Origin of the sequence: Thalassospira sp. B30-1 (genome assembly GCF_015767575.1) — a bacterium.
Classification (GTDB): domain Bacteria; phylum Pseudomonadota; class Alphaproteobacteria; order Rhodospirillales; family Thalassospiraceae; genus Thalassospira; species Thalassospira xiamenensis.
Window position 1 is genome coordinate 818,189 of sequence record NZ_CP065232.1, and the last position, 24,615, is coordinate 842,803.

The 24,615-nt window shown below is 54.7% G+C and carries 26 protein-coding genes; 18 read left to right on the top strand and 8 right to left on the bottom strand.

Features of this window, described 5'->3' with window-relative positions; all coding sequences use genetic code 11:
* Positions 1-32: 32 nt before the first annotated feature.
* On the bottom strand, positions 33-353 hold the full coding sequence (locus IT971_RS22355; protein WP_223305002.1) for an AraC family transcriptional regulator: 321 nt from the start codon (positions 351-353) through the stop codon (positions 33-35).
* Positions 354-497: 144 nt separating this feature from the next.
* Positions 498-965, bottom strand: a complete 468-nt coding sequence (locus tag IT971_RS22360) for a hypothetical protein (RefSeq protein ID WP_223305004.1) — start codon at positions 963-965, stop codon at positions 498-500.
* Between the two features lie 222 nt (positions 966-1,187).
* On the opposite strand from IT971_RS22360, the gene IT971_RS03730 reads away from it, so the two are divergent.
* The 7 genes from IT971_RS03730 to alaS all read left to right on the top strand — a co-directional run bounded on the left by IT971_RS03730 (position 1,188) and on the right by alaS (position 6,890).
* A complete protein-coding gene (locus tag IT971_RS03730; protein WP_231885390.1) occupies positions 1,188-2,237 on the top strand; it encodes a hypothetical protein in 1,050 nt (349 codons plus the stop codon).
* Between the two features lie 226 nt (positions 2,238-2,463).
* Positions 2,464-2,607 (top strand): entericidin A/B family lipoprotein, encoded by a 144-nt coding sequence (locus IT971_RS03735; protein ID WP_062952851.1) that lies wholly within the window; start codon positions 2,464-2,466, stop codon positions 2,605-2,607.
* Between the two features lie 92 nt (positions 2,608-2,699).
* Positions 2,700-2,876, top strand: a complete 177-nt coding sequence (locus IT971_RS03740) for a DUF1328 domain-containing protein (RefSeq protein ID WP_007090561.1) — start codon at positions 2,700-2,702, stop codon at positions 2,874-2,876.
* A gap of 297 nt (positions 2,877-3,173) precedes the next feature.
* Entirely contained in the window at positions 3,174-3,314 is a 141-nt protein-coding gene (locus IT971_RS03745; protein WP_007090560.1) for an entericidin A/B family lipoprotein, read from the top strand.
* Positions 3,315-3,576: 262 nt separating this feature from the next.
* Positions 3,577-3,720, top strand: a complete 144-nt coding sequence (locus IT971_RS03750; RefSeq protein WP_007090559.1) for a hypothetical protein — start codon at positions 3,577-3,579, stop codon at positions 3,718-3,720.
* Positions 3,721-3,750: 30 nt separating this feature from the next.
* Complete coding sequence (locus tag IT971_RS03755; protein ID WP_063092752.1) at positions 3,751-4,056, top strand: NIPSNAP family protein; 306 nt, start codon at positions 3,751-3,753, stop codon at positions 4,054-4,056.
* A 179-nt stretch (positions 4,057-4,235) separates the two neighbouring features.
* Complete coding sequence (gene alaS / locus IT971_RS03760) at positions 4,236-6,890, top strand: alanine--tRNA ligase (RefSeq protein WP_063092753.1); 2,655 nt, start codon at positions 4,236-4,238, stop codon at positions 6,888-6,890.
* Positions 6,891-7,020: 130 nt separating this feature from the next.
* On the opposite strand, the gene IT971_RS03765 is transcribed toward alaS, so the two are convergent.
* Complete coding sequence (locus tag IT971_RS03765; protein WP_063092754.1) at positions 7,021-8,379, bottom strand: DUF2254 domain-containing protein; 1,359 nt, start codon at positions 8,377-8,379, stop codon at positions 7,021-7,023.
* Positions 8,380-8,649: 270 nt separating this feature from the next.
* On the opposite strand from IT971_RS03765, the gene IT971_RS03770 reads away from it, so the two are divergent.
* Together IT971_RS03770 and IT971_RS03775 are read left to right on the top strand one after the other, a co-directional pair.
* A complete protein-coding gene (locus tag IT971_RS03770) occupies positions 8,650-9,402 on the top strand; it encodes a TetR/AcrR family transcriptional regulator (RefSeq protein ID WP_063092755.1) in 753 nt (250 codons plus the stop codon).
* A 61-nt stretch (positions 9,403-9,463) separates the two neighbouring features.
* Positions 9,464-10,714, top strand: a complete 1,251-nt coding sequence (locus IT971_RS03775; RefSeq protein ID WP_063092756.1) for an MFS transporter — start codon at positions 9,464-9,466, stop codon at positions 10,712-10,714.
* A gap of 15 nt (positions 10,715-10,729) precedes the next feature.
* On the opposite strand, the gene IT971_RS03780 is transcribed toward IT971_RS03775, so the two are convergent.
* Together IT971_RS03780 and IT971_RS03785 are read right to left on the bottom strand one after the other, a co-directional pair.
* Positions 10,730-11,572 (bottom strand): lipopolysaccharide assembly protein LapB, encoded by an 843-nt coding sequence (locus IT971_RS03780; protein ID WP_063092757.1) that lies wholly within the window; start codon positions 11,570-11,572, stop codon positions 10,730-10,732.
* Positions 11,573-11,720: 148 nt separating this feature from the next.
* Complete coding sequence (locus tag IT971_RS03785) at positions 11,721-12,701, bottom strand: AraC family transcriptional regulator (protein WP_158526674.1); 981 nt, start codon at positions 12,699-12,701, stop codon at positions 11,721-11,723.
* Positions 12,702-12,930: 229 nt separating this feature from the next.
* Here IT971_RS03785 and IT971_RS03790 point away from each other — a divergent pair, with 229 nt between their 5' ends.
* From IT971_RS03790 to IT971_RS03800, 3 genes are all read left to right on the top strand, one after another.
* On the top strand, positions 12,931-13,776 hold the full coding sequence (locus tag IT971_RS03790) for a MoxR family ATPase (RefSeq protein ID WP_063092759.1): 846 nt from the start codon (positions 12,931-12,933) through the stop codon (positions 13,774-13,776).
* A 6-nt stretch (positions 13,777-13,782) separates the two neighbouring features.
* Positions 13,783-14,970, top strand: coding sequence for a VWA domain-containing protein (locus IT971_RS03795; protein WP_063092760.1), 1,188 nt, complete (start codon positions 13,783-13,785; stop codon positions 14,968-14,970).
* A 121-nt stretch (positions 14,971-15,091) separates the two neighbouring features.
* Positions 15,092-15,556: a thiol-disulfide oxidoreductase DCC family protein gene (locus IT971_RS03800; RefSeq protein WP_063092840.1), complete on the top strand. Its 465-nt coding sequence runs from the start codon at positions 15,092-15,094 to the stop codon at positions 15,554-15,556.
* Positions 15,557-15,572: 16 nt separating this feature from the next.
* Here the strand turns inward: IT971_RS03800 and IT971_RS03805 are convergent, their stop codons facing one another.
* Complete coding sequence (locus IT971_RS03805; RefSeq protein WP_063092761.1) at positions 15,573-15,989, bottom strand: Lrp/AsnC family transcriptional regulator; 417 nt, start codon at positions 15,987-15,989, stop codon at positions 15,573-15,575.
* Between the two features lie 137 nt (positions 15,990-16,126).
* Between IT971_RS03805 and IT971_RS03810 the strand changes: the two genes are divergently transcribed.
* From IT971_RS03810 to IT971_RS03825, 4 genes are all read left to right on the top strand, one after another.
* Positions 16,127-17,800, top strand: coding sequence for a M20/M25/M40 family metallo-hydrolase (locus tag IT971_RS03810; protein ID WP_063092762.1), 1,674 nt, complete (start codon positions 16,127-16,129; stop codon positions 17,798-17,800).
* 144 nt (positions 17,801-17,944) lie between these two features.
* The gene (gene glpQ / locus IT971_RS03815) at positions 17,945-18,997 is read left to right on the top strand and encodes a glycerophosphodiester phosphodiesterase (RefSeq protein WP_063092763.1); all 1,053 of its coding nucleotides are present in this window, start codon (positions 17,945-17,947) and stop codon (positions 18,995-18,997) included.
* A gap of 156 nt (positions 18,998-19,153) precedes the next feature.
* Positions 19,154-19,756 carry an NAD(P)H:quinone oxidoreductase gene (wrbA, locus tag IT971_RS03820; protein ID WP_007090544.1) on the top strand — a complete coding sequence of 201 codons (603 nt, stop codon included), beginning with the start codon at positions 19,154-19,156 and terminating at the stop codon, positions 19,754-19,756.
* Between the two features lie 234 nt (positions 19,757-19,990).
* Positions 19,991-20,857, top strand: a complete 867-nt coding sequence (locus IT971_RS03825) for a pirin family protein (protein WP_063092764.1) — start codon at positions 19,991-19,993, stop codon at positions 20,855-20,857.
* 81 nt (positions 20,858-20,938) lie between these two features.
* On the opposite strand, the gene IT971_RS03830 is transcribed toward IT971_RS03825, so the two are convergent.
* On the bottom strand, positions 20,939-22,153 hold the full coding sequence (locus tag IT971_RS03830; protein ID WP_063092765.1) for an NADP-dependent isocitrate dehydrogenase: 1,215 nt from the start codon (positions 22,151-22,153) through the stop codon (positions 20,939-20,941).
* A gap of 407 nt (positions 22,154-22,560) precedes the next feature.
* Between IT971_RS03830 and IT971_RS03835 the strand changes: the two genes are divergently transcribed.
* A complete protein-coding gene (locus IT971_RS03835) occupies positions 22,561-22,731 on the top strand; it encodes a hypothetical protein (RefSeq protein ID WP_167710548.1) in 171 nt (56 codons plus the stop codon).
* Between the two features lie 25 nt (positions 22,732-22,756).
* On the opposite strand, the gene IT971_RS03840 is transcribed toward IT971_RS03835, so the two are convergent.
* A complete protein-coding gene (locus IT971_RS03840; RefSeq protein ID WP_063092767.1) occupies positions 22,757-23,416 on the bottom strand; it encodes a TetR/AcrR family transcriptional regulator in 660 nt (219 codons plus the stop codon).
* Between the two features lie 94 nt (positions 23,417-23,510).
* Here IT971_RS03840 and IT971_RS03845 point away from each other — a divergent pair, with 94 nt between their 5' ends.
* A complete protein-coding gene (locus tag IT971_RS03845; RefSeq protein WP_223305005.1) occupies positions 23,511-24,614 on the top strand; it encodes an HlyD family secretion protein in 1,104 nt (367 codons plus the stop codon).
* Position 24,615 lies beyond the last annotated feature (1 nt).

The following is a 24,615-nucleotide window of genomic DNA, read 5'->3' on the forward strand; positions in this document are numbered from 1 at the left end:
CATGGATTTCGCGATATGGGGCGAAGCGGGAGTCAGGGTTGCTGTGCTTCCTGTTGCCATTGGCTGGGCGTTTTGCCCGTTATCCTTAAGAATTCCCGATTGAAATTCGACTTGGTGTTAAAGCCGCTTGTCAACATGGTCGTTGTGACAGTCTCGCCCTTGACCAGTTCGCGGCAAGCATGTTCAATTCGGTATTTGTTGATGAAGCGCGAGACATTTTCACCGGTCGTGGCGTTGATCGCGTTCGAAATCTGTTTCAGCGGGACGCCCATACGTCGGGATATGCGTGCAAGCGTCAGATCCGGGTCAAGATAAAGCTGTTCGCGTATCTGCAAATCTTCAAGCTGGGCCATTATGGTCCGATGTTCCGGGGTGCTGGGTGTTGTCCGCACGTGATCGGAAGGCTGATTTTGTTCCCCTGATTGGACATCCGCATCAACATCAATTGCAATGTCGGGCGACAGAGACAGAAAGCCGATGGTCAAGAGTGCCAGGGATTATGTGATGCTCAGGATCAGGCCGACAATCTGATCGTTTCCATCGATCTTGGCGACGATGATCAGCATGTCGCTGATGGCCGACGCGATCAGGGCGAAGGCGATGAAGCGCCAAACCAGTGCCGGGATATGGCCCGCAGTCAGAGGCATATGGGCAAAATCACCGCCCTGACGATGAAGCATCACCAGAATTGCCGCCCCGTATCCGACAAAAAGGCTGCAAAGCACAACATCAATGATCGCCGGTAAAACAAACACGCATAGGGCGACGATCGCTGGTACCGAGAAATGCACCCAATCCCGTATTTGCAGGCGCGCACGAAGACTTGCTTCCAGAAAGGCCATCCAGGCCAGAGCCGGGATAATGGATGCGGTGATGGGTTGAAGCCATCGCAGGCTGGCAAAACCATAATACTGAACAATTCCGACCAGAATGCTTTGTCCGGCTGCAGCAAGCAGCAGCGCCATAAGCATCCTGGGTGTTCTTCCGCCCACAATCGCGCTGACAAAGAGAAAGCCAAAAACCAGTGCAACTATAATTGGGACGGGGAGGACAAGCATCGGACAGTCAGTTCCCGACAAAAGGTATCAAAACCGGTTTTGGGACGTTCACAAACCCGTTTGAGGGCGCAGGAAATCCTGTTTTAGGCAAAAACGTTCCGACACGCTTAACTTATGACAAGGATCCTGATGATGAAACCGATATATCTTGCTGTCGCCTTCTTTCTGGCCGCGGGCCTGAAGATATCGCCCGTCTTGGCGGAACCGCAAACCGATTATGCCGGATATGACCGTTTTGATGTGCGCGCAGCCCATCGTTCCATGCCAATCGCGGCCTCGGTCTGGTATCCGGCAGATACCTTTATCTATCGTGCGCCGGTCGGCCGGAATATCATCTGGAAGGGAACAGATGCGTATGTCGGTGCGGCAATTGCGCCGGGGCAACATCCGCTGGTTCTTCTTTCCCATGGCTCGGGCGGCAATATGGATGGACTTGGTTGGCTGTCCTCGCAACTGGCGTTGCGTGGGGCGATTGTTGTTGCTGTCAACCATCCCGGTACGACATCGGGGGATTCGTCACCGCGACGTACACCGCTTATCGGCGAACGTGCCGCAGATATCAGTGCCACCCTTGATCAGGTCCTCTCCAATACGGCTTTTGCTCCTTACATCGATCATCAGAATATTTCCGCGATCGGGTTTTCATTGGGGGGTACGACGGTTTTAAACCTTGCGGGGGTACGGTTTGATCAAACGCTTTATGCGCAATATTGCGACAAATTCGGCAATGCGGCCCAGGATTGCGATTTTTTGCGCAAAGGGGGTGTTGATCCTGATCATCTTCCCGATGACTTTGTTGCTTCCAGCCGGGACGACCGGATTGTCCGCACTGTCGCGATAGAGCCAGGTATGGGGTTTGCCGCGACACAAACCAGCCTGGCGGAGGTAACTTCTGCCATGCTCTTTATCGGTCTTGGCGAGGAAAACAAATGGGTGGCTGCTGATTTTGGGCCGAACGGCAGTAATCTGGTCGCGCGGATCCAAAACGCATCTTCAGCAACGTTTGCGCCGGCATATCATTTGACGTTTCTTGGCGAATGTATGCCGGGGGCTGCCGAGATACTTAAAGAAGAAGGCAGCGAGCCAATCTGCGCCGACCCTCCCGGTACGGATCGCGCCCAGATTCATCAAAAGATTGTTTTGGCGATTGCGGAATTCCTTAACTTGGCCGGTTCCTGAGCGGAGAATAAAGCTTAGGAAATGGGAAAAGAGGGCCTGAAACGTCCTCTTTCTCAATTTGCCCAAAAATGATCACGATTGGCTACAACCCGCAAAAATAAAGGCATTTTATCTGCCTTAATTGCGTCAGATCAGCAGCTTGGCAGTAGCGCAAGGAACTTTTTCTTTCCGGCTCCGTTATGGATGGTGTGAAGAAAATCACGTCGAGCAAACAGGAGAAACTGAAATGTCCGACTTTTGGAAAAAGATTTTCGCCGTTGCGATGATTTCTGGCATGGGCCTTGGCCTTGCCGCGTGTGAAACCGCCGAAGGGTTTGGCCAGGATATGGAAAATGCCGGTGAAGCCATCCAGGATGAAGCCAGCGAGTAAGGCATCATCGCGGATTTTTCGTTCGCTGACGGGACTTTTGGATCAACTCCATCACCCGCAAGCAGCTAAAGCCTAAATAAGGAGATAACATCATGTTGGGTTGGGCAGTCTTTTGTCTCATTCTGGCGCTTGTCGCCGCCGTCCTTGGTTTTGGCGGCTTGGCAGGGACGTTTGTCGGGATCGCCAAGATCCTGTTCTTCGTCTTCCTCGTCCTGTTCGTGGTTTCGCTTCTGGTCAACGCGCTGCGTGGCCGCCGCCCGCCGGTCTGACAAAGTACGCTAACGCTTTTTGATCCGGGTTTTAGCCAACCACAGCACCGTAACCCGAGACGAACACGACAAACTGTTAAAACAGGGCTTTCATGAACGCCCTGTTTTTTTGCGTTTTACTGATCTGAATTATGGTCGAACCGGTATCTTGGGCGTTTAATGTTTGCTGCTCAAAAACGGTCCGGATTTTGGCGATGGCCTGATTAACCGCCCTAAAAACCCTGCTTCTTTCTGGCAGTTCACGCAGCACCGTGTTGATCGATTGATCCCGTTTGTTTGAGCAAACAGGAGAAGACCATGTCTGACATCTGCAAGAAGATTTTTGCGATTGCCCTGATATCATTTATCGGATTTGGCATTGCGGCGTGCGAGACGGCAAACGGCTTTGGCCGTGATGTCGAGGATGCCGGAGAAGCGATCCAGAAAGGGACCGACTAGGAGCAGGTTGATCTACTGCGCGGTTGCGGTCTGACGATCTGATCGTCGTCAAAACACATGATGCGGGTAAATGGGAACGGGTATGTAAATGCATGCCCGTTTTTTGTTTGGCATTTGAATTCACGCTGAAGGAAAGAGTTGCCAGCAGCACGTGACCCCGACAAGATAGCGACTGATTTCGGAAGCCACATGCCTTGCGTCAGAAGCAGGCCGCGGCCGCCTTCAAAATCAACATGTCGTTAAAGGCAGGAGCATTCAAACAATGGCTATTCTTGTAAAACGTATTCTGGCACTGGCCCTGATTGCGGGCTTTGGCATGTCGCTTGCGGCGTGTGAAACTGCCGCCGGATTTGGTCGCGATGTTGAAAAACTGGGCGAACAGATTCAGGAAGGCGTCGAAAAGTAACCCATCCTCAAGTTCCGGAAAGTTCCCGCCGTGATCACCTGCTATCTGAAATACGTTATCGACATGCATAAAATCCCTGAGTTCGAGGATTATGCCCGTCGCTGGATTCCCATCGTCAATCGGATGGGCGGGACGCATCACGGCTATTTCCTGCCGCATGAAGGCGCCAGCAGCATCGCCTATGCCCTGTTCAGTTTCCCGAGCCTTGCGGCATACGAAGATTACCGCAATAGCATGGCCGATGATGACGAATGTGTTGCAACACTCGAACTTGAAAAACGCAACCGCAGCATCATCAGTTACGAACGCAGTTTCATGCGCCCGGTTCTTGATTAGGGCGGCATATCTGATCAGGGCGTTGTGGCGTGCCGGTGCGGTGCCGGATGCATAAATCGTCACTTAAACACCGCAAAGCCTTTCCCCGACTGGACAGCACAGGGCCGAGCCGCTAAATAGGGCAGTCGCGCCGCAAGTTTGCGGCAGCGTTTGTTCCGCGTTTTCCGGGTTGGAGAGAGATGCAGACCGTTAACGATATCCGCACCACGTTTCTGGAATTCTTCCGCAAGAATGGCCACGAGGTCGTTTCTTCCAGCCCGCTGGTGCCGCGCAATGACCCGACCCTGATGTTCACCAACGCAGGGATGGTCCAGTTCAAGAACGTTTTCACCGGTCAGGAACACCGCGATTATTCGCGCGCGACCACCTCGCAGAAATGCGTGCGTGCCGGTGGCAAGCATAACGATCTTGAAAATGTCGGTCATACCGCCCGTCACCACACCTTTTTTGAAATGCTCGGAAACTTTTCGTTTGGCGACTATTTCAAGGAAAACGCGATTGAATTCGCCTGGAACCTGATCACCAGGGAATATGACCTCCCGGCGGACAAGCTGCTGGTTACCGTTTATCACACCGATGACGAGGCCCATGGTCTTTGGAAAAAGATCGCCGGTCTTTCCGATGATCGCATCATTCGCATTCCGACGTCTGATAACTTCTGGTCGATGGGCGATACCGGTCCTTGTGGTCCGTGTTCGGAAATCTTCTTTGACCATGGTGATAAAATCTGGGGCGGCCCCCCCGGCAGCCCTGAAGAAGACGGCGACCGTTTCATCGAAATCTGGAACCTCGTCTTCATGCAGTACGAGCAGATGGCAAATGGTGAACGCGTGAATTTGCCAAAGCCGTCGATTGATACCGGCATGGGCCTTGAACGTATTGCAGCCGTCCTTCAGGGCAAGCACGATAACTATGACATCGACCTGATGCGTGCCCTGATCGAGGCATCGGCCGATGCCACCAGCACCGATCCCGATGGCCCGCATAATGTGTCGCACCGCGTGGTTGCCGACCATCTGCGTTCGACCAGCTTCCTGATTGCGGATGGTGTTCTGCCGTCCAATGCCGGTCGCGGTAACGTTCTGCGTCGTATCATGCGTCGCGCCATGCGCCATCTGCACATGATCGGCACTCAGGACCCGGTGATGTATAAACTGGTTCCGGCACTGGTACGCAAAATGGGCGGTGCCTTCCCGGAACTGGTTCGGGCGCAGGCCTTGATCGAAGAAACCCTTAAGCTCGAAGAGCAGGGCTTTAAAACCATGCTTGATCGCGGTCTCAAGATGCTTGATGACGCGACCGATGGCATGGGCGAGGGCGCGACCCTTTCGGGTGATGTTGCCTTCAAGCTTTATGACACCTACGGCTTCCCGCTTGATCTGACGGCGGATGCGCTTAAACCGCGTAAGATCGGCATTGATGAAAGCGGTTTTACCTCCGCCATGGAAGAACAGAAAGCCAAGGCCCGTGCCGCATGGTCGGGGTCGGGCGAAGCCGCGACCGAGGAAGTCTGGTTTGACATCAATGATCGCGATGGCGCGACCGAATTCCTGGGCTACGAAACCGAAAATGCCGAAGGCGTTCTCACGGCCCTGATCAAGGATGGTGCGGAAACCAAAACCGCGGCCAAGGGCGATAACGTTGCTATCGTTGCCAACCAGACCCCGTTCTTCGGGGAATCCGGTGGTCAGCAGGGCGATGCCGGGGTGATCAAAACCGAAAAGGGTGCCGTGATTGAAATCACCGACACCCAGAAGAAACTTGGCGCACTGCATGTGCATCTTGGCAAGGTTGTCGAAGGTGATGTTTCGGTTGGCGATGCCGCCGAATTCCGCGTCGATCACAGCCGCCGTTCGGCCTTGCGCGCCAATCATTCGGCGACCCATCTTCTGCATGCGGTGATGCGTAAGCATCTGGGCGATCACGTCACCCAGAAGGGATCGCTAGTGGCCAAGGATCGCCTGCGTTTCGACGTATCGCATCCTAAACCGATCACCGCCGAAGAAGCCGCTGTGATCGAATTCGACGTCAACCGTCTGATTCGCGAAAACAGCGAAGTCACCACCCGTCTGATGACCCCGGACGAGGCGATTGAACTGGGTGCGATGGCGCTGTTTGGCGAAAAATACGGCGATGAAGTCCGCGTTGTTTCGATGGGCCTGCCCGAAGCGAACGAACATGCCTATTCGCTTGAGCTTTGCGGTGGTACGCATGTCAAACGGACCGGCGATATCGGCATGTTCAAGATCGTATCCGAAGGTGCGGTTTCAAGCGGTGTCCGCCGTATCGAAGCCCTGACCGGTTCGGATGCTGCAAGCTATATGGCGGCCCGCGATCAGCTTCTGCAAACCATCTCGGCCGATCTGAAAGCCGTTCCCGAGGATGTTCCGGCGCGTGTCAAAGCCTTGCAGGAAGAACGCCGCAAGCTTGAACGTGAGGTTTCCGACCTGCGCAAGAAACTGGCGACCGCCGGTTCGGGCGGGGCATCGGGTGCGGATGCGTTCAAGGAAGCCAACGGTGTCAAACTGGCCCTGCGTGTTCTGGACGGTATCCCGGCCAAGGAACTCAAAGGGATGGTTGACGAATTGCGCGATCAGATGGGATCGGGCATTGTTGCCCTGATCTCGACGGACGGCGGCAAGGCGTCCATCGTTGTCGGCCTGACCGAAGACCTTGCGGGTAAATTCAGCGCGGTCGATCTGGTGCGTGTCGGTGTCGAAAAACTCGGCGGTAAAGGCGGCGGCGGTCGCCCGGATATGGCACAGGGCGGTGGGCCCGATGCCGATCAGGCCGAAGCGGCACTTGCCGCGATTGAGGCAACGGTTGCTGCCTGATCCGGTAGTTTCGGATATGGAAACGAGAAAAGGGGACCTTCGGGTCTCCTTTTTTGCGTCTGGCGTCGTGTTCTGAATTATCCGGCTGTATGATGGACTGGCTTGGTTTTGATCAGTTCCCAGCCAAGGTTCAGGCCGCTGAATAATCATCTTTGGCCTGTTGCTGTCGCAGGACGCGGTTAACGGCGCGTTCAACCGCCCTGCGGTCCGTCGCATCGGGGACATCGCGCGCAGCTGCGCGTTCGATGAGACGGGCATGTTCGCGCAGGATTTCCTGCTGCCCCGGGTGGCGGGCAAGCCCGACGAGACTTTCAAGGACTTCTGCCATTGGCAGAAGCACATCGGGCTTGGCAGTAGCCGATTGGCGGATCTGATCGAATGCTGCGTCCAGCATGCCACCGAAATCCGAAAGATGGGCGCATATGCGTTCCTTACCCTGATCATCCTGCCAAAGTCCAAGTGGATAATGGAAGCGCATCGCTTCTGGCAGCGCCCGGCCCAGACGATAGATCACCGCAATGGCGGTAAACGGGTCGTTGATCCCCGGCGACAGGGCGCGTAAGGCAATCTCGACCAGCTGGCGCAGGGCGAATTCGATATCAAGCAGGGCCGTGCGCTGATTGCCGATCATGATTTCGGTGTCAATGTCTTCGCGGAGTTTGTCGGTGTCGATGTTGCTGTCGCGCGCCGTCGGGTAGGGGCTGATTTCACCGATAATGTCACCGGCAATAACATGCTGCCCGGCGCGGATCGTCAGGGCGATTTTGATGTCGGCCCGGATGGCAAGTTCAAGCAGATCGTCATAGGCAATTCCCTGAACATATCCCGATTTGGTGGCCCGGATGATCCGTTCGGATTGGATCGAAGCCGCATCGGGTAGCGCGCATTTAATTTTTGCTGCCCGTTCAATGGGGGATTTCAGGGTCTCAAGCGATGAGGAAATGGTGGTTTCCAGATTTGCGCCGACATTGTGGATCACCTGATCGGCAACGATGGATCGGCCAAGATGATGCACAAACAGGATCAACACAAACAGGCTGACGACAAAAAGCGTAATGCCCGCCATCGCGGCAATTTGGGGTATCTGATCGCCTTCGCCCTGTTCGCCCATGATGACAAGGGTGGTGATCAGAAACAGGATCGATCCGACAAAACTGCCAAGTGAGTTCTGGGTTTTCGGGTCCCCCATGAAATTGCGGATGGTGCGTGGTCCAAGCGACCCGGCAGCCAATGTCAGAACCACCATGGTCACCGAAAGGGCAAAGGTGGTCATCGTCACCAATGTTGCCAGCAGTGTCGATGTCAGGTCCTGTACGGTTTCAATCGTGCCAAAACGCGGCCAGAAATCCGGAAGGCTTCTGATCAAATCCTCGCCCGGTAACCGAATGGATAATAGGGCAAGAATAGTACCGCCAATCGCATACAGAAGCGGGGTAAACCACAGGCTGTGGCTGATCATTTCCCAGAGCCGGATAAAGCGATGAAACATTTTTAAAGGAGCCCCGTTCTTGTCATGTGCTTTGCGTGGCGACATATGCCGCCCGTCGGCAAAGACGGCACCGGGACAGCGATCATCATATTAACGTCCGACGTACAAAGCCGGTTCCCGACCGATGACGGGAATTCATGTCATAGCATATTAGGGGAATTTCAACGCCTTCATCACTGCTGGATGTCACCCATGCAAATTTCGCGGTTGCCGGTTGTTTAAAAATGAACAAAATTCGATTTTGCGTCATTTAATTAAACAGGCATTGCCATGACCCGGCAGGACATCCCGGAAAACCCACCCGTAACGCCACGGGTGAACCGCATAGAAAAGCGCCAGCAGCGCGAAGAACTGATTGTTCAGCGCGCGGGTGAACTGATTGCGCAATACGGATTTTTCGAATTGAAAATGTCCGATCTGGCACAGGCCTGTGATATTTCGGTCGGTACGCTTTATGCCCATTTCGCCAGCAAGGAAGACCTTTTGCTGGGGCTTGCCATTACAGCCGGGCAGAAACGTGCGCGGTTTTTTGGTCATGCGCGCGCCCATGATGGCAGTGCGATGGAGAAGTTCATTGTCGCCAGTTTGCTCGATATCCGCTTTTCCCTTGAACATCCCGAATGGTTTGAGGCGGAATATCTTGCGCTGGCGCCTTCGATCTGGACGCGCGCAACACCATCCCATCATCAAAGCCAGTTGGCCGAGGTTGGCCGGATTACCGAAATGTTCCAAAGCTTCCTGTCGGCGGCGGCCGATGAACTTGGCATTTCGCATGATGTGATTGCGCGAACACGCAACCTCAATCTTGGCAGTTGGGGGCTTTCATTTGGCATGAATGCCCTTGCAATGTCGGAAATTACCGACCGCCATTACGGCGCGGAGCTTCGCAACAATGCGATTGATATTTTCTGTGACAGTCTGGCCGATCTTCTGGCCGGGGCAGGATGGCATGTTGATGATGCCCGCCAGATCGTGCGCGACCTTGCCGCACGTTATGCCGAACTGCCCGAAGATGCGACATAGCTGCCACCCACGATTTCCATAAACCGCTGCCACCAAAAAACGTCCACGGAGTATTCGCCCCATGTCCCAGGAAACCAAAACCATGACTGCGGTCTTTTTGACCGTGCTGTTCGGTTTTGCCGGGTTCAGCCTGCCTTATCCTGTTTTCAGCCCGATGTTTCTGAAACCCGAACTGGGGTTTCTTGATCCATCGGTGCCGACGGAATACCGCACGATGCTTTTGGGTGTCGCCATGGCGCTTTATCCCATCGGGCAGTTTATCGGCGCGCCGTGGCTTGGTCGGGTGTCGGACAAGCTTGGTCGTCGTCCGGTTCTGATGGCGTCGCTTTTGGGAGCGGCCCTTGGCTATCTTGTGACGGCCTATGGGGTGGCTGATGCCAATCTTCCGCTGGTTCTGGTCGGCCGGTTCGTGTCGGGCCTGTGCGAGGGCAATATGGCCATCGCCCAATCGATTGCATCGGATATCAGCCGCCCGGAAACCAAGGTGCGCAATTTTGGCCTGATCACGGTTGCGATCAATGTTGGCTGGATCATCGGCCCTCTGATGGGCGGCTTTTTCTCCGACCCGACCATTCATCCGTCCTTTAACGTGTCCTGGCCGTTCTATTTTGCCGCGGGCATGTATGCCTTTAACCTGCTGGTGGTGTTCGTGATCCTGCATATCCCGGAATATGCACGTCGTCGCGGCACGCCAAAGGGTATGGTGGCACCTGCTACACGTACGGTTTGGGCAACGATCAAGGATCCGGACCTTCTGCCCGCTTATGTGATTTCGTTTTTCAGCTATATCGCGGTTTATATCTTTTTTGCCTTTTTCGGGGTCTATCTGGTGCAGAATTACGACGTCACCAGCAGCTTCCTTGGCATGTGTTCGGCCATCATTTCGATCCCGCTGATCCTTGCCGGATTGACGGTTGATCGCGCGCAGAAGATTTGCGGCCTGATCGGTGTCGGGACCCTTGGCCATCTGTTTCTCGGCATCGGCCTGATCACGTTCCTGATCCCGGATGGGCTGGTGTGGATATTTGTGCCGATGTGTCTGGCGGCGTTTGGCATTGCCTGGTGCGAGGTCACGACCAGCCTGTTTATTTCCAACGCTGCCGGATCGCATGAACAGGGGCAGGCGCTTGGCGTTTATCGGTCCGCCCACGTTCTGGCCGAAGCCACCGCTGTCCTGATCGGCGGGGTTCTGGCCGGGATCGCCAGCTATGCGCCGTTCTTCCTTGGCTTTATCGCGGCGATGCTATGCGTAATTGGTATTCTGGGCTGGCTGCGCATCCGTCAGACAACCGCGGACGTGCCGGCGGCATAAGTTCGCAATACAGACTCAGACATCAACCGGTGCATAGGCGGCGCAGGCAATCAGTTTGGCCGCCTTTTCGCTGTCTTTGCGGTCCTTGTCCGGCAGTTTCGCAAGGTCATCGACAAGCGCGCGGGTTTCGTCGATCCCGTCGAGATCGGCACTGATTTCCATCACCCGATCCCAGATCGCCTGATCATCCATACCGCCCATCACCGTCAGGGTGATCGCCCGGTTAAGGGTGGCTTCGGGATTTTCGGCATCTTGGCTCAGGATCAGTTCGAACGCCTCAAACGCCGAAATCAGATGACCTTCGCGTAGATGGATAACGCCCAGATCATTTTTTGCCGCAAGTGACGCTGGATCAATGCGTAAAAGCTGCTCGATTGCGCGTTTTTCACCTTCCGGATCGTCGTTGGCGCGATGTGCCGCGGCAATCAACTGATGTATTTTTGTATCACCCGGCCGGTTGTGGGCCGCGCTCTGAAAAGCACTCAGCGCATATTCGGGCTGTTCAAGGTCCAGCAATGCCTGCCCGCGCAGTACCAGCAAATCCGGGTCGGTCGGATGATGGCGCAAAACGATATCGACATGATTAAGTGCCGAACGGGCATCACCATTTTCAAGCAGGGCGCGTGCAATGTGATGCAGGCATTCTTCGTGGCCTTCATCAGATTGCAGCACAGTGCGATATTCGCCAAGTGCTTCGGTCAGCGAACCTTTTTCATGAAGGGCACGCGCCAGTCCGAACCGTGCTTCAAGATTATCCTCATCCTCGCCAAGTGCCTGACGCAACATATTGATCGCGGCGTCATATTGGCGGCGTTTAAGCGCGGCAAGACCCATATCCGCAAAGGACATAGTGGTCATGCAAATTCTCCCAACCTTGTGCTCATCCCGTTGCCCGGAACATCAAATTTATCGAGTTTCGATGGGATTATAGGCGGTGATGCGATCATTTCCACCCCCGATCTGCATAAACTGAAACCTGCCCGTGACAACAGGTGATGGTCATAGATTATTGTCGTTTGCGCAGGGTTTCGGAAGGCAAAACACCGAACTGCCTTGCATAGATCCGGGCAAAGCGACCGGCATGGGCAAAGCCCCATTTCATGGCAATCTCGGCAACGCCTGCTCCGTCTGCGTCATTAAGAAGGTCGTTATAGGCGTTGTTCAGGCGCACCGATCTGAGATACGCCATTGGCGACATACCATAAGCGGCGTTAAAGGCCATTTGTAACGTCCGATAACCGCAACCCGCATGTTGTACCAGGGTTTCAAGTGTGATCGCTGTATGGGCGTAGGCATGAATGTAGTCGCGCGCCCGTTTGACATAATGAGGAACCGCGTTCGATTTCGGTTTTCCATTTAGTTGCTCCGAACAGGAGTTCGGAAACATCATCAGGATATTTGTCAAAAGCAGATCCTGAAGACTATTCAGAACAATGGAATTGTCGAGATTGTGAAGCGGGTCATCAAGTGCTTGCGCGATGTAATTCAGAGTATTGCAGACATGCCGACCCGGCGCAGTGTCCAGATCAAGGCTGATTTCGAACCCCGGATCCATGGTCGGCATATCATTGCCCAAAAGTGTCCGGCAATGTCTGGCGATGATGTCTTTCGGCAACCGGACGCCCAAGCAGGCAAACCGGTCTTCGTCAGCGAAAAGCGGAACGCGCATGTCGCGGATCATTCCGCGCTTGGTCGAAATTGTGTAATTCTGCCCTTGATGCTGCACCGATCCCCCCCCTTCGGTCGGGATGATCATGAATAGGGCATCGTTATCGCTTTCTGGTGTTCGAAGCTGAATGCGACAATCCCCAAAGGACGAATGCAAAACTTGCAAATCGCCCAAGGCAACGCCATGGATCGAGACATCGAAAGATGCGTGGCGTTCGATCAGGTCCAGTGTATCAATGGAATTCAGTTCGGCCAGAAGAGCCCGGGTTTCATAAAGATCACGCGATGATAGAACCTGATAATTCTGAAGATACGTCACACAAGCTTCCCCCAGACGCATTGCACAATCGCAATCGCGCAGCTTTGTAACTCCCCCGGCACCAAGACTTTAAAATAGTCTGGAGTTTGTATGATTTTCACTAACCTTAGGCTATCGGCTTGAACTCTACAAGAACGTTGAAGTTGGCGGGTTGTTAAACTCGTCCCTTGCCGCCCGGCTCGCAACGCCCTAGGTTAACGTAAACGTCAACTTATGTTGCAGGGCAAAAATGAAGTTTCAGGGCACGAAAAATTACGTTGCGACCGAGGATCTGATGGTGGCGGTCAATGCCGCGATCACTTTGCAACGGCCGCTTCTGGTCAAGGGCGAGCCGGGAACCGGCAAAACCGTTCTGGCTGAGGAAATTGCAAAATCGCTTGGTAAGAAGCTGATTACCTGGTCGATCAAATCAACCACACGCGCCCAGCAAGGATTGTATGAGTATGATGCGGTTTCGCGCCTGCGCGATAGCCAGCTTGGTGACGCGCGCGTGCACGACATTGCCAATTACATCGTCAAAGGCAAGCTTTGGGAAGCGTTCGAGGATGAAAGCGCGCCGGTTCTGCTGATTGACGAAATCGACAAGGCCGATATCGAGTTCCCCAATGATTTGCTTCAGGAACTCGACCGGATGGAATTCTTTGTCTACGAGACACAGGAAACCATCAAGGCCGCCAATCGCCCGATCGTGATCATTACATCGAACAATGAAAAGGAACTGCCCGACGCGTTCCTGCGCCGGTGTTTCTTCCATTATATCCGTTTTCCGGATGCCGAAACCATGGCGGAAATCGTTGCGGTCCATTTCCCCGATATCCAGAAACGTCTGGTGTCCGAGGCATTGAACCTGTTCTACGACATGCGCGATGTTGGCGGGCTTAAGAAAAAGCCGTCTACCTCGGAACTGCTTGATTGGCTAAAACTTCTGATGGCCGAGGATTTGCCGCCCGAAGCATTGCGGGCCAGGGACGCCAGAACAGCCGTGCCGCCACTTCATGGGGCGCTTTTGAAAAACGAGCAGGACGTCCATCTGTTTGAACGTCTTGCCTTCATGGCGCGGCGAGAAGGGCGTTAGACCATCATGTTCACCGGCTTTTTCTACAAGCTGAAAGAAGCCCGCGTTCCGGTCAGTTTGCGCGAATATCTGACGCTGCTTGAGGCCGTCGAAAAGGGCCTTGCGAACTATGCGGTCGAGGATTTCTATTATCTGGCGCGCGCAGCACTGGTGAAAGACGAACGCCATCTTGATCGGTTCGATCAGGTCTTTGGCGCCCATTTCAAGGGTGTGGTTGATCTGGCTGACGGCATGGACGAAGTTGCCAAGGCTGACATTCCCGAAGAATGGCTGCGCAAGCTTGCCGAAAAATTCCTGACCGACTCGGAAAAGGCCGAGATCGAGGCTCTTGGCGGTTGGGAAAAACTGATGGAAACCCTTAAACAGCGGCTTGAGGAACAGAAAGGCCGTCATCAGGGTGGCAATAAATGGATCGGCACCGCCGGGACATCGCCCTTTGGCGCCTATGGCTATAACCCCGAAGGGGTGCGGATCGGGCAGGATAAATCCCGCCATCGGCGCGCGGTCAAGGTTTGGGACAAACGCGAGTTTAAAAACCTTGATGACAGTGTTGAAATCGGCACGCGCAATATCAAGGTGGCCCTGCGGCGTTTGCGCAAATGGGCCCGGACCGGGGCGGCAGATGAGCTTGATCTGCCCGGTACCATTTCATCCACTGCCCGTCAGGGCTGGCTTGATGTTCAAATGCGGCCCGAACGGCATAATGCGGTCAAGGTCCTGATGCTGTTTGATATCGGCGGGTCGATGGATGACCATATCAAGGTCTGCGAGGAACTGTTTTCCGCGGTCAAAACCGAATTCAAGCATCTGGAATATTATTACTTCCACAATTGCCCCTATGAGGGGCTTTGGAAGGACAATGCGCGCCGCCGCACCGATCAGGTTTCAACATGGGATGTAATCCGGACCTATGGTGCGGATTACAAGCTGGTGATTGTTGGCGATGCCACCATGAGCCCCTATGAAATCACCTATCCCGGTGGCTCGGTCGAACATTGGAACGAGGAAGCCGGGGCGGTCTGGATGCAACGTTTGCTGGATCATTTCGAACATGCCGCCTGGATTAATCCGCAGGCGGAAAACTGGTGGCAATATCACGGCTCGATCCAGATCATGCACAAGCTGATGGAAGGCCGGATGTATCCGCTGACCCTTGAGGGGCTTGATCGGATGACCGGGGAATTGAACCGCTGATATCGGTGTCAGGAAACTGATCGGAAGGTTGACATGGCCATATCCGCTCACAAGTCCGATGATATCGCCGGGTAAGAAACCGCCTCCGGACCTGATCAATATATCCCCGTGGTCTATCGATATGAACCTGCGCATTTCCAAACCGCCCTATTCATACCGCGACGACAACACGTTGCCGGACTTTGACGATTCCCGTCCGGTGATTGTGATGGATGGGCAATGCGGCCTGTGTGCCATGACGGCCCGCTGGATGGCGCATGCCGACAAAGCCGGAGAATTTGGCATCTGCCGTTCGCAGGCGGAACTGGGGACGGCGCTTCTGCGTCATTATGGTATTGATGCGCAAAAACCCGAAAGCTGGCTCTATATCTTGGATGGTCGGGCTTATAGTGCGCTTGACGGTATCATTCGCGCCGGTGCACGGGTAGGAGGCACCGGATGGCTGTTTCAGCCGCTCAGGATTTTGCCGCGGTCATTGCAGGAAGGGCTTTATCGATGGGTGGCGCGGAACCGTTACAGGATATTTGGCCGGACGGATATGTGTGCGCTGCGCGATGAGGCTTTGCGCGCCAGATTGATGGAATGAAACCAACTCATTCCGATCATGCCGGCCCCAAAAACAGATAGCTTTCGGTTTTGGCGATACCTTCCATGGTGCGTACGGTCGTGACCACCTGATGAAAATCCGAAAGGGCAGGCACCTGAATTTCCGCGATCAGGTCCCATTCGCCATTGGTGGTGTGAAGGGCGGCAAAGCCAAGATTTTTGCGAAGGCTTGCGACCAGCGTTTTTACATTCTTGCCCGATAGCTCGATCATCATCACGCCCCGAATGGTACCGTCCGACGCATCATCGCGCAGGCGCACGGTAAATCCGGCAATCACCCCCTGATCAATCAGGCGATCCATTCGGGTTTTAACCGTTCCGGCGGCAACCCCCAAAAGCTGCGCCAGTTCCGGGACGGATGCACGCGCATTGATGCGCAGTTCGGCAAGAAGGCGACGATCCAGGTCATCCATGATTTCATTTCGCTTTGATGATTTCGTCAATTATCCTGATGAAATCATCAATTTCCAATCGAAAATTGTATCAAACTGGCATTTTAACTGTTTTCGGCAAAGCATATTCTGTTGTCTCGTCATCAGGGAGCAAACACATGGCCATGCCGGAAGAACGATGGGCACCTTATGCCCGTACTGCTGAAATCGCCGACCGTCTGACCCGTTTTGGCAGTGTTACCGGCAGCGCCGGGGAAGCCGATATCGCAGGGCTGATCATCGATATTTTGCATGAAATTCCTTATTTTCAGGATAACCCCGACAATATCGCCGTGATCGACAGCCATCCGGTGGCGGGGGGCAGCCGGATGGCAAAAAGCGTTGTCGCACTGGTGCGCGGGCATGGTCGCAAAACACTGGCGATGGCCGGGCATTTTGATGTGGTTTCGATTGAAAATTATCATGATCTGAAACATCTGGCTTTTGAGCCCGATGCGCTGTGTGAGGCTTTGATTGCCGATCTTTCGGGCCAGGAAAATCTTAGCGATGCCGAGGCACTTGCCCTTCGCGATTTTCAGACAGGAGATTTCATCCCGGGGCGCGGATTGCTTGATATGAAAAGCGGCGATGCGGCGGGCATTGCATTTCTTGAACATTTCAGCCAGCAGCCGGACCGGAAGGGCAATGTCGTCCTGTTCCTGACACCTGATGAAGAACGCAATTCATGCGGTATGCGCAGCCTGCGCAATGCGTTGCCGGAATTGGCCGGGCGATGGAACCTCGATATTGTCGGCGGGGTCAATCTGGATGCCAGCAGCGACCCCGGCAATGGCGAGGCCGGGCGCGCAATTTTCCATGGCTCGGTCGGGAAGCTTTTGCCCTTTGCCTTGGTGGTGGGTTTGCCAACCCATGTCGGTTATCCGTTTGATGGTGTTTCCGCCCATGTGATCGCATCGGAAATCATGCAGGCGATCGAGGCTAATAGTAACCTGTGTGATCGCGGCATGCGTGAAACCGCACCGCCCCCGGTCTGTCTTGAGGCCCGCGATGTGCGCGATATCTACGAAGTCACCACGCCTGAACATGTCTGGATGGCGTTTAACTGGCTGGTGATGGGGAAAAGCTGTGCCGAACTTATGGGCGATTTCACCGCCATCGTAAAGGATGCCGGAAACCGCGCACTTGAACGGTTTGCCGACCACGCGGCCCGCTATGCCAAGGCCTGCGGTCAGGCTGCTCTCGCACCTTTGCCACCCTTACGCATGGTCACAATTGCCCAATTGCGTGACATGGCCTTTGCATCGGGCGGCAGCGATGCGCTTGACCGGATCGATGCGGTGGCCATTGAAACGGCACATGATAACAATCCGCTCAACCGTACCCGCATTATGGTTAGGGCCATGCTGGCCGAGGCACATCTGCGCGGCCCGGCCGTAGTGACCGGTCTGGCCGGTTTGCATTACCCGGCGGTGCATGTTGATCGCGCAAAGGATATGGACCGTCAGTTTCTGGATGCGATTGACCGGGCCCGCACCACGATAGAGGCCCGCCACAAAACGCGGATCTGTGATCGCGGTTATTTCATGGGCATCTCGGATATGAGCTTTTTCGGCCATGTGACCGATGTCGCCGATATCGATATCATCGCCGCCAGCACCCCGATTGCCGAACTGGTCGATCGTCCGGTTGACAATGCCCTGACCTATCCGGTGGTTAATATCGGTCCGTGGGGCCGGGAATATCACCAACGTCATGAACGACTTTATGCACCATACGCCTATCATGTGCTGCCCGATTTTCTGGCCGAAATCGCGGATGAACTTCTGGGGTGATCAACCCGTTGCAAAGCAATCCATGGAAGGCGATCAGGCGTAACAGTTTCAAGAAACTTTGTGCTATCGCCTTCTGCCTTGTTCCTGCCGCATCGTTTCGTCACTATGCTAGGCAAAACTTATGTGGAAATAAGGAGTTATGGGATGCTGATGAAATCTGCGCGTGCGGCCATTCTGGGAACGGCACTTGCCATTCTGCCTTTGTCGATTACACCGGCAATGGCACAGGACAGTACTCTTGAACGGGTTGTGATCGCCCATCGGGGAGCATCGGGCTATCTGCCCGAACATACCCTTCCGGCAAAGGCGCTTGCCTATGGCATGGGGGCGGATTTCATCGAGCAGGACGTGGTGATGTCCAAGGATGGCGTGCCGGTTGTCCTGCATGACGTCCATATCGATACCACGACCGACGTTGCCAAGAAGTTCCCCGACCGCAAACGTGAAGATGGCCGGTACTACGCCATCGACTTCACGCTTGAAGAACTCAAAAGTCTGAACGTTACTGAACGGTTCAAAGCCGAGACCGGCGAGCAGGTTTATCCCAACCGTTTCCCCGGCGAATATGCCATCTTCAAAATCCCGACCTTTGAAGAAGAAATCGCCATGATCCGGGGACTTAACAAATCAACCGGGCGCGATGTCGGCATCTATCCGGAAATCAAGAACCCGGCCTGGCACAAGTCCGAAGGACAGGATGTAACGGCCGCGGTCATCAAGATCATGGAACATTGGGGTTATGGCACGCCGGAATCCAATTCCTTTGTTCAGAGCTTCGACTGGGCCGAAACCAAGCGTATCCGGAATGATCTGAAATATCAGGGCAAGCTGGTTCAGTTGCTGGGTGAAAACAAATGGGGTGCGCCCGAAGGCACGGACTACGATTATCTGAAAACCGATGATGGTGTGGCCGAAATGGCAACTGTGGTGGATGGTCTTGGCCCTTGGTTGCCACAGGTCATCGAAGGGCTTAGTGCCGATGGCACGGCGATCATGACACCAACCCTGATCGCAGCCCAGCGTGCGCAGTTGAAAGTCCATCCCTATACCCTGCGGGCTGACCAGTTGCCGAAATGGGCGGGCGATATGGATATTGCGCTTAAGGCGATCTTTGACGATGCCGGGATTGATGGCATCTTTACCGACTTCCCCGATCAGGTTGTCGAATATCTGGCGGTGCGACCGCAGCAGGACTGACTACGCTGGTATGTCGCGGTCTGGAACAGTTTCGGGATGCGCGCGTTCTGATCCGGGTAGGTTAAGCGAAATAGACTGTTTCCAATCTGACTGTTTCCGTCAGGCGGCAGTTGTCGCATGCTGATGGCGACGGATTTTCAACTCAAGGAGGCAAAATTGGCCAAGGTTCTGGTTCTTTATTATTCGATGTACGGACATATCGAAACCATGGCAAATGCCGTGGCCGAAGGCGCACGTGGTGTTGCCGGTACGCATGTTGACGTCATGCGCGTTCCTGAAACCATGCCCGAAGATGTCGCCAAAGGTGCTGGTGCCAAGCTTGACCAGGTGGCTCCGGTGGCGAAAGTTGACGATCTTCCGGAATATGATGCGATCATCTTTGGCGTTCCGACCCGATTTGGCAATATGCCCGGCCAGATGCGCACCTTCCTTGATCAGACCGGCGGTCTGTGGGCCAAAGGCAAACTGATCGGCAAAATCGGTTCGGTCTTTACCTCGACCGGAACCCAGCATGGTGGTCAGGAAACCACGATTGTCACGACCCATACGACGTTGCTTCATCATGGCATGGTGATTGTCGGTGTGCCCTATAGCTGTTCGGGGCTGACCAATATGGACGAAATTACCGGTGGTTCGCCCTATGGCGCGGGAACGCTTGCCGGGGCGGATGGTTCGCGCACGCCTTCGACCAACGAGCTTGATATTGCAAAATTCCAAGGCAAACACGTTGCCGAACTGGCGGCAAAGCTGGCTGGGTAATCATTGATTGCGTTCGATATCAGGGCCGTGCGGGTTATCTGCGCGGCCCCGATACATTGAGAGGCACGAACATTTGCTATGATGTTCGTGCCTTTTTGATTGATTGGGGTGTTATGGGAAACAATTCGATGCTTGATTGGCCATTGTTTCGCGACAGTTTTCTGCCAGATTCGGGGATATGAAGTTTCACAGATCGCAGCCCGATAGATTCCCGGCTGCTGACAGGAGGACCTGATGTCTGAACAGGGCAAAAAACCGCGCGGTGTTGCGCGCGTACTTCGCGCGATGGACACATCCGACGGGGCAGGCGTATCGCTGAAGCGGTCCGTCGGATCGCCGCAGCTTGATATGCTTGATCCGTTTCTGATGCTCGATTCAATTTCGACGGATAATGCTGACGAATATATTGCCGGTTTCCCCGAACACCCGCATCGTGGTTTTGAAACCGTGACCTATATGGTCGAAGGCGCCATGCGTCATAAGGACAGCATGGGTAATGAAGGTGTTCTGCGTTCGGGTGGTGTGCAGTGGATGACCGCCGGCAGCGGGATTTTGCATTCCGAAAGCCCGGAACAGGAAAACGGTCTTTTGCAGGGGGTCCAGCTTTGGATCAATCTGCCGGCCAAGGACAAGATGGTTACCCCGCGTTACCAGAATATTGAAGGCTGCGACGTTGCCGAATTCAGCCCCGAAGACGGTGTTGATCTGCGCCTTGTCGCCGGTGAATTCATGGACAAAACCGGCCCGGTTAACGGGATTGCCACCAAACCGGTCTTTATTGATGCCAAACTGGCGGCTGGTCGCGAGGTGACCCTGCCGGTGCCTGAAGGCCACGCGGCCATGGTTTATGTCTTTATCGGGGATGCGATTGTTGCCGATAAAGCCGTCACCACGCATCATCTGGCCGTGCTTGAAGACGGTGACAGCATCACCCTTAAAGGCGGCCCCGAAGGCGGGCGGATGCTTCTGATTGCGGCCCGTCCGCTGCACGAACCGGTTGTTCGCTATGGCCCGTTCGTCATGAGCAGCAAACAGGAACTGATGCAGGCCTTCGATGATTATCAGCATGGCCGTTTCGTCCGTGCTGCGGCGGCTTCCTGAAAAAAAAACATCCATAAAATGCGACAAACCCCGCCAGTTTGCACTGGCGGGGTTTCATCATTCTGGCAAAATGCCGGGCAATCAGCCCATGGCAACTTTCAGGCCTTCGTCAAGTTTGTCGAGGAACTGCATGGTGGTCAGCCATTTCTGGTTCGGACCGATCAGCAGCGCCAGATCCTTGGTCATGAAGCCAGCTTCGACAGTGTCGACACAGACTTTTTCAAGGGTTTCGGCAAATTTCACAACTTCCGGCGTATCATCGAACTCGCCGCGGTATTTCAGGCCCTGCGTCCAGGCAAAGATCGACGCGATCGGGTTGGTCGAGGTTTCTTTGCCCTGCTGGTGCTGACGATAGTGGCGGGTGACGGTGCCGTGGGCTGCTTCTGCTTCTACGGTCTGCCCATCCGGCGTCATCAGAACCGAGGTCATCAGACCAAGCGAGCCAAAGCCCTGTGCCACGGTGTCAGACTGAACGTCGCCGTCATAGTTCTTACAAGCCCAGACGAAACCACCATTCCATTTCATCGCACATGCAACCATGTCGTCGATCAGGCGGTGTTCATAGGTGATGCCAGCAGCTTTGAACTTGTCGGCAAATTCGTTCTGGAAGACTTCCTCGAACAGATCCTTGAAGCGGCCGTCATAGGCTTTCATGATCGTGTTCTTGGTCGACAGGTAAACCGGCCAGCCAAGAGCAAGGCCATAGTTCATGCAGGCGCGTGCGAAACCGATGATGCTGTCATCAAGGTTGTACATCGACATGGCAACGCCTGAAGACGGGAAGTCGAAGACTTCGTGTTCGATGGGCTCGCCGCCGTCTGCCGGCTGGAACTTGATGGTCAGTTTGCCTGCACCCGGAACCTTGAAGTCGGTCGCACGGTACTGATCACCAAAAGCATGACGACCGATGACAATCGGCTGGGTCCAGCCCGGAACCAGACGCGGAACGTTCGAGCAGATGATCGGCTGGCGGAAAACGGTACCGCCGATGATGTTGCGGATGGTGCCGTTCGGCGACTTCCACATTTTCTTCAGGCCGAATTCCTCGACGCGCTGCTCGTCCGGCGTGATGGTCGCGCATTTGACGCCAACACGATGTTCCTTGATGGCATTTGCTGCATCAATGGTGATCTGGTCGTTGGTCTCGTCGCGTTTCTGAACCGACAGATCGTAATATTTAAGATCGATGTCGAGATACGGCAGGATCAGTTTGGTTTTAATGAAGTCCCAGATGATCCGGGTCATTTCGTCGCCGTCGAGCTCGACGACGGGATTCTTCACTTGAATCTTGCTCATGGAATACTCCCTTTCTGGCCGCGGCCAGGATACAGCGCGGCTGCCATTTGACATTTCATCCGGCGCGCGAGGGAGCGCCCTGGCCGCGTCGGGAGAGCGCAACATACAGGATGAAATCAGAAAATCAAAGAGGGCGGCGCAACATCCTTGTTAAGACTTTCGCGCAAGGCCGAAATTGCTGGGTTTTTGTGCCTTGGCCGATGTTGATGCTGCTCTAGAAAACGCTGGTTTGCCCGATATTTACACCATTCCCTGAATTAGTGCGCATCCCACGGGCAGGGGACATGGCATGTGACGGCATATGATCCTGATCAAAGAAAAAGGTTATGGAATGGGTCAAACTCGCATTTGTCGGGTTCAGGGGGAAGACTCCGGCAACGTCAAACCGGAACCAAATGGGGGCTTCCATGAACCTGCCTTATGAAACCAACATCATCATCGCGCTCTGCATTGTCGGCTTCTGCCTTTTGGGCGTCGGATACAGCTTCCGCGACCGGGGATGGGGCCTTGCACTTGTCTGGATCGGGGTGATCACGATGATGGGGCCGATTGCCTATCGCCTGCTGGTCATGTTCTGAGCCGGAAGTCGTTCGGTGCGCAGGCTTATGCCTGCGCCGGGGTTTTCTGGTCAACCTTGGCCGGGTCTATTCCGTATCCGCGCAGGAACATATCGACCGCCGCAATTACATGGGCGTGCAAATCCTTTGCGTGTGGTTCCCAGCCGACATAGGTCATCTGTCGGAAATCGTAATCGGCCTTAAGCAGGCTTGTGAAAAACACGGCGGCCTGTTTCGGATCGCTTTTGGGGAAGTTGCCTTCTTCCATCTGGCGTTCGAAGTAGGATGTGATGATCCGGCGGCCGCTCATCAAGCCGCTTTCATAAAACACCTTGCCCAGATGCGGGAACCGCGGAACTTCGGACAGGAACAGCCGCATATAGCGAATGGTTTCCGGCGTGGTCAGAAGCGTCATCAGCGTTTCGCCAAAATGGATCAGGGCCGCACGCAGCGGCATCTGTGACAATTCCAGATCGGCCATGACAGCAACCACACGTCCCGTGCAATTGCGAATCACCGCTTCGAATACGCCGTCCTTGTTGCCGAACAATTCGTAAATTGTTCGCCGGGAGCCGCCAGCTTCGGCGGTGATCATCTCAAGTGTCGTACCCGAAAGGCCATGTTCGCAAAAAAGTTCACGGGCCGCATCAATCAGCGCTTCGCGACGTTTCAGGGTTCTCGGGTCGATATTTCGCGTTTCGGACAAGCAACTGTTCCAATTCTGCACTTGACGTTTGGTACTGTTTGGTACCATAAGGGTTCAAATGGTACTGATCAATACCAAAAGGATCAAACGGACGATGAGTGTGAAAAAAGTCATACTGCCCCTGATCGCTGCGGCGATTACCGGTGGCGGTGGGTATTACGGGTTCTACTGGGTGACTGAAGGTCAGTACCACGAATCGACCGACAATGCCTATTTACAGGCTGACGAAGTCGCGATTTCGCCAAAGGTTTCGGGATATGTCGGCGACCTTCGGGTTGCCGAAAACCAGCCTGTGCGCAAGGGCGAACTGATGTTGTCCATCAAGGACGAAGATTATCGTGCCGAACTGAAACAGGCCGAGGCCGCCCTTGATGCGCGCCGTGCCGCGGTTCAGACCATGGACGAGCAGATCACCCTTCAGATGGCCGCCATCGATCAGGCGGCGGCCAATGTCCGCATTGCGAAGGTCGAACTTGATCGCACGTCCGAGGATTATACGCGTTACGAGGATCTGGTGAAAAAGGGGGCGGCCAGCCGCCAGAAATTCGATTACGCCAAGGCCGACCGTCAAACAGCACAGGCACAGGTGGCTGCTGCCAATGCGACCCTTGCGGTCGAGCAGGGGCGGATCGGCGTTCTGCGTGCGCAGAAGGTCGAAGCCGAACGCGCCGTATCACAGGCAGAGGCCGCGCGCGATATCGCGCAGCAGGCCCTTGATGACACGCGCATCTACGCACCCTTTGACGGTGTGATTGGTAATCGGTCGGTTCAGACCGGCGCACTGGTTCAGCCCGGCGAACAGTTGCTCGTGCTTGTGCCGCTTCCGGGTGTTTATGTTGTGGCCAATTTCAAGGAAACCCAGATCGGCCATATGGCACCGGGCCAGAAGGTCCGGATAGAAGTCGATGCCTTTCCCAATGCTGATATCACCGGCCGGATCGAAAGCTTTGCCCCTGCCACCGGCGCGCAGTTCAGTTTGCTGCCGCCCGAAAATGCCACCGGCAACTTCACCAAAATCACCCAGCGTGTCCCGGTGCGTATTGCCCTTGATAACAGTGACCTTGCCAAGGCCCTACGCCCGGGCCTGTCGGTTGTTGTGAATGTCGATGTGCGTGATGGTGACGGTGCTGAGCATGCGGCGGGTTCCGGCCTTGCCAGTGTTGTAACGCCGACCCCGGAACTCTCGGAGCGCAACTGAA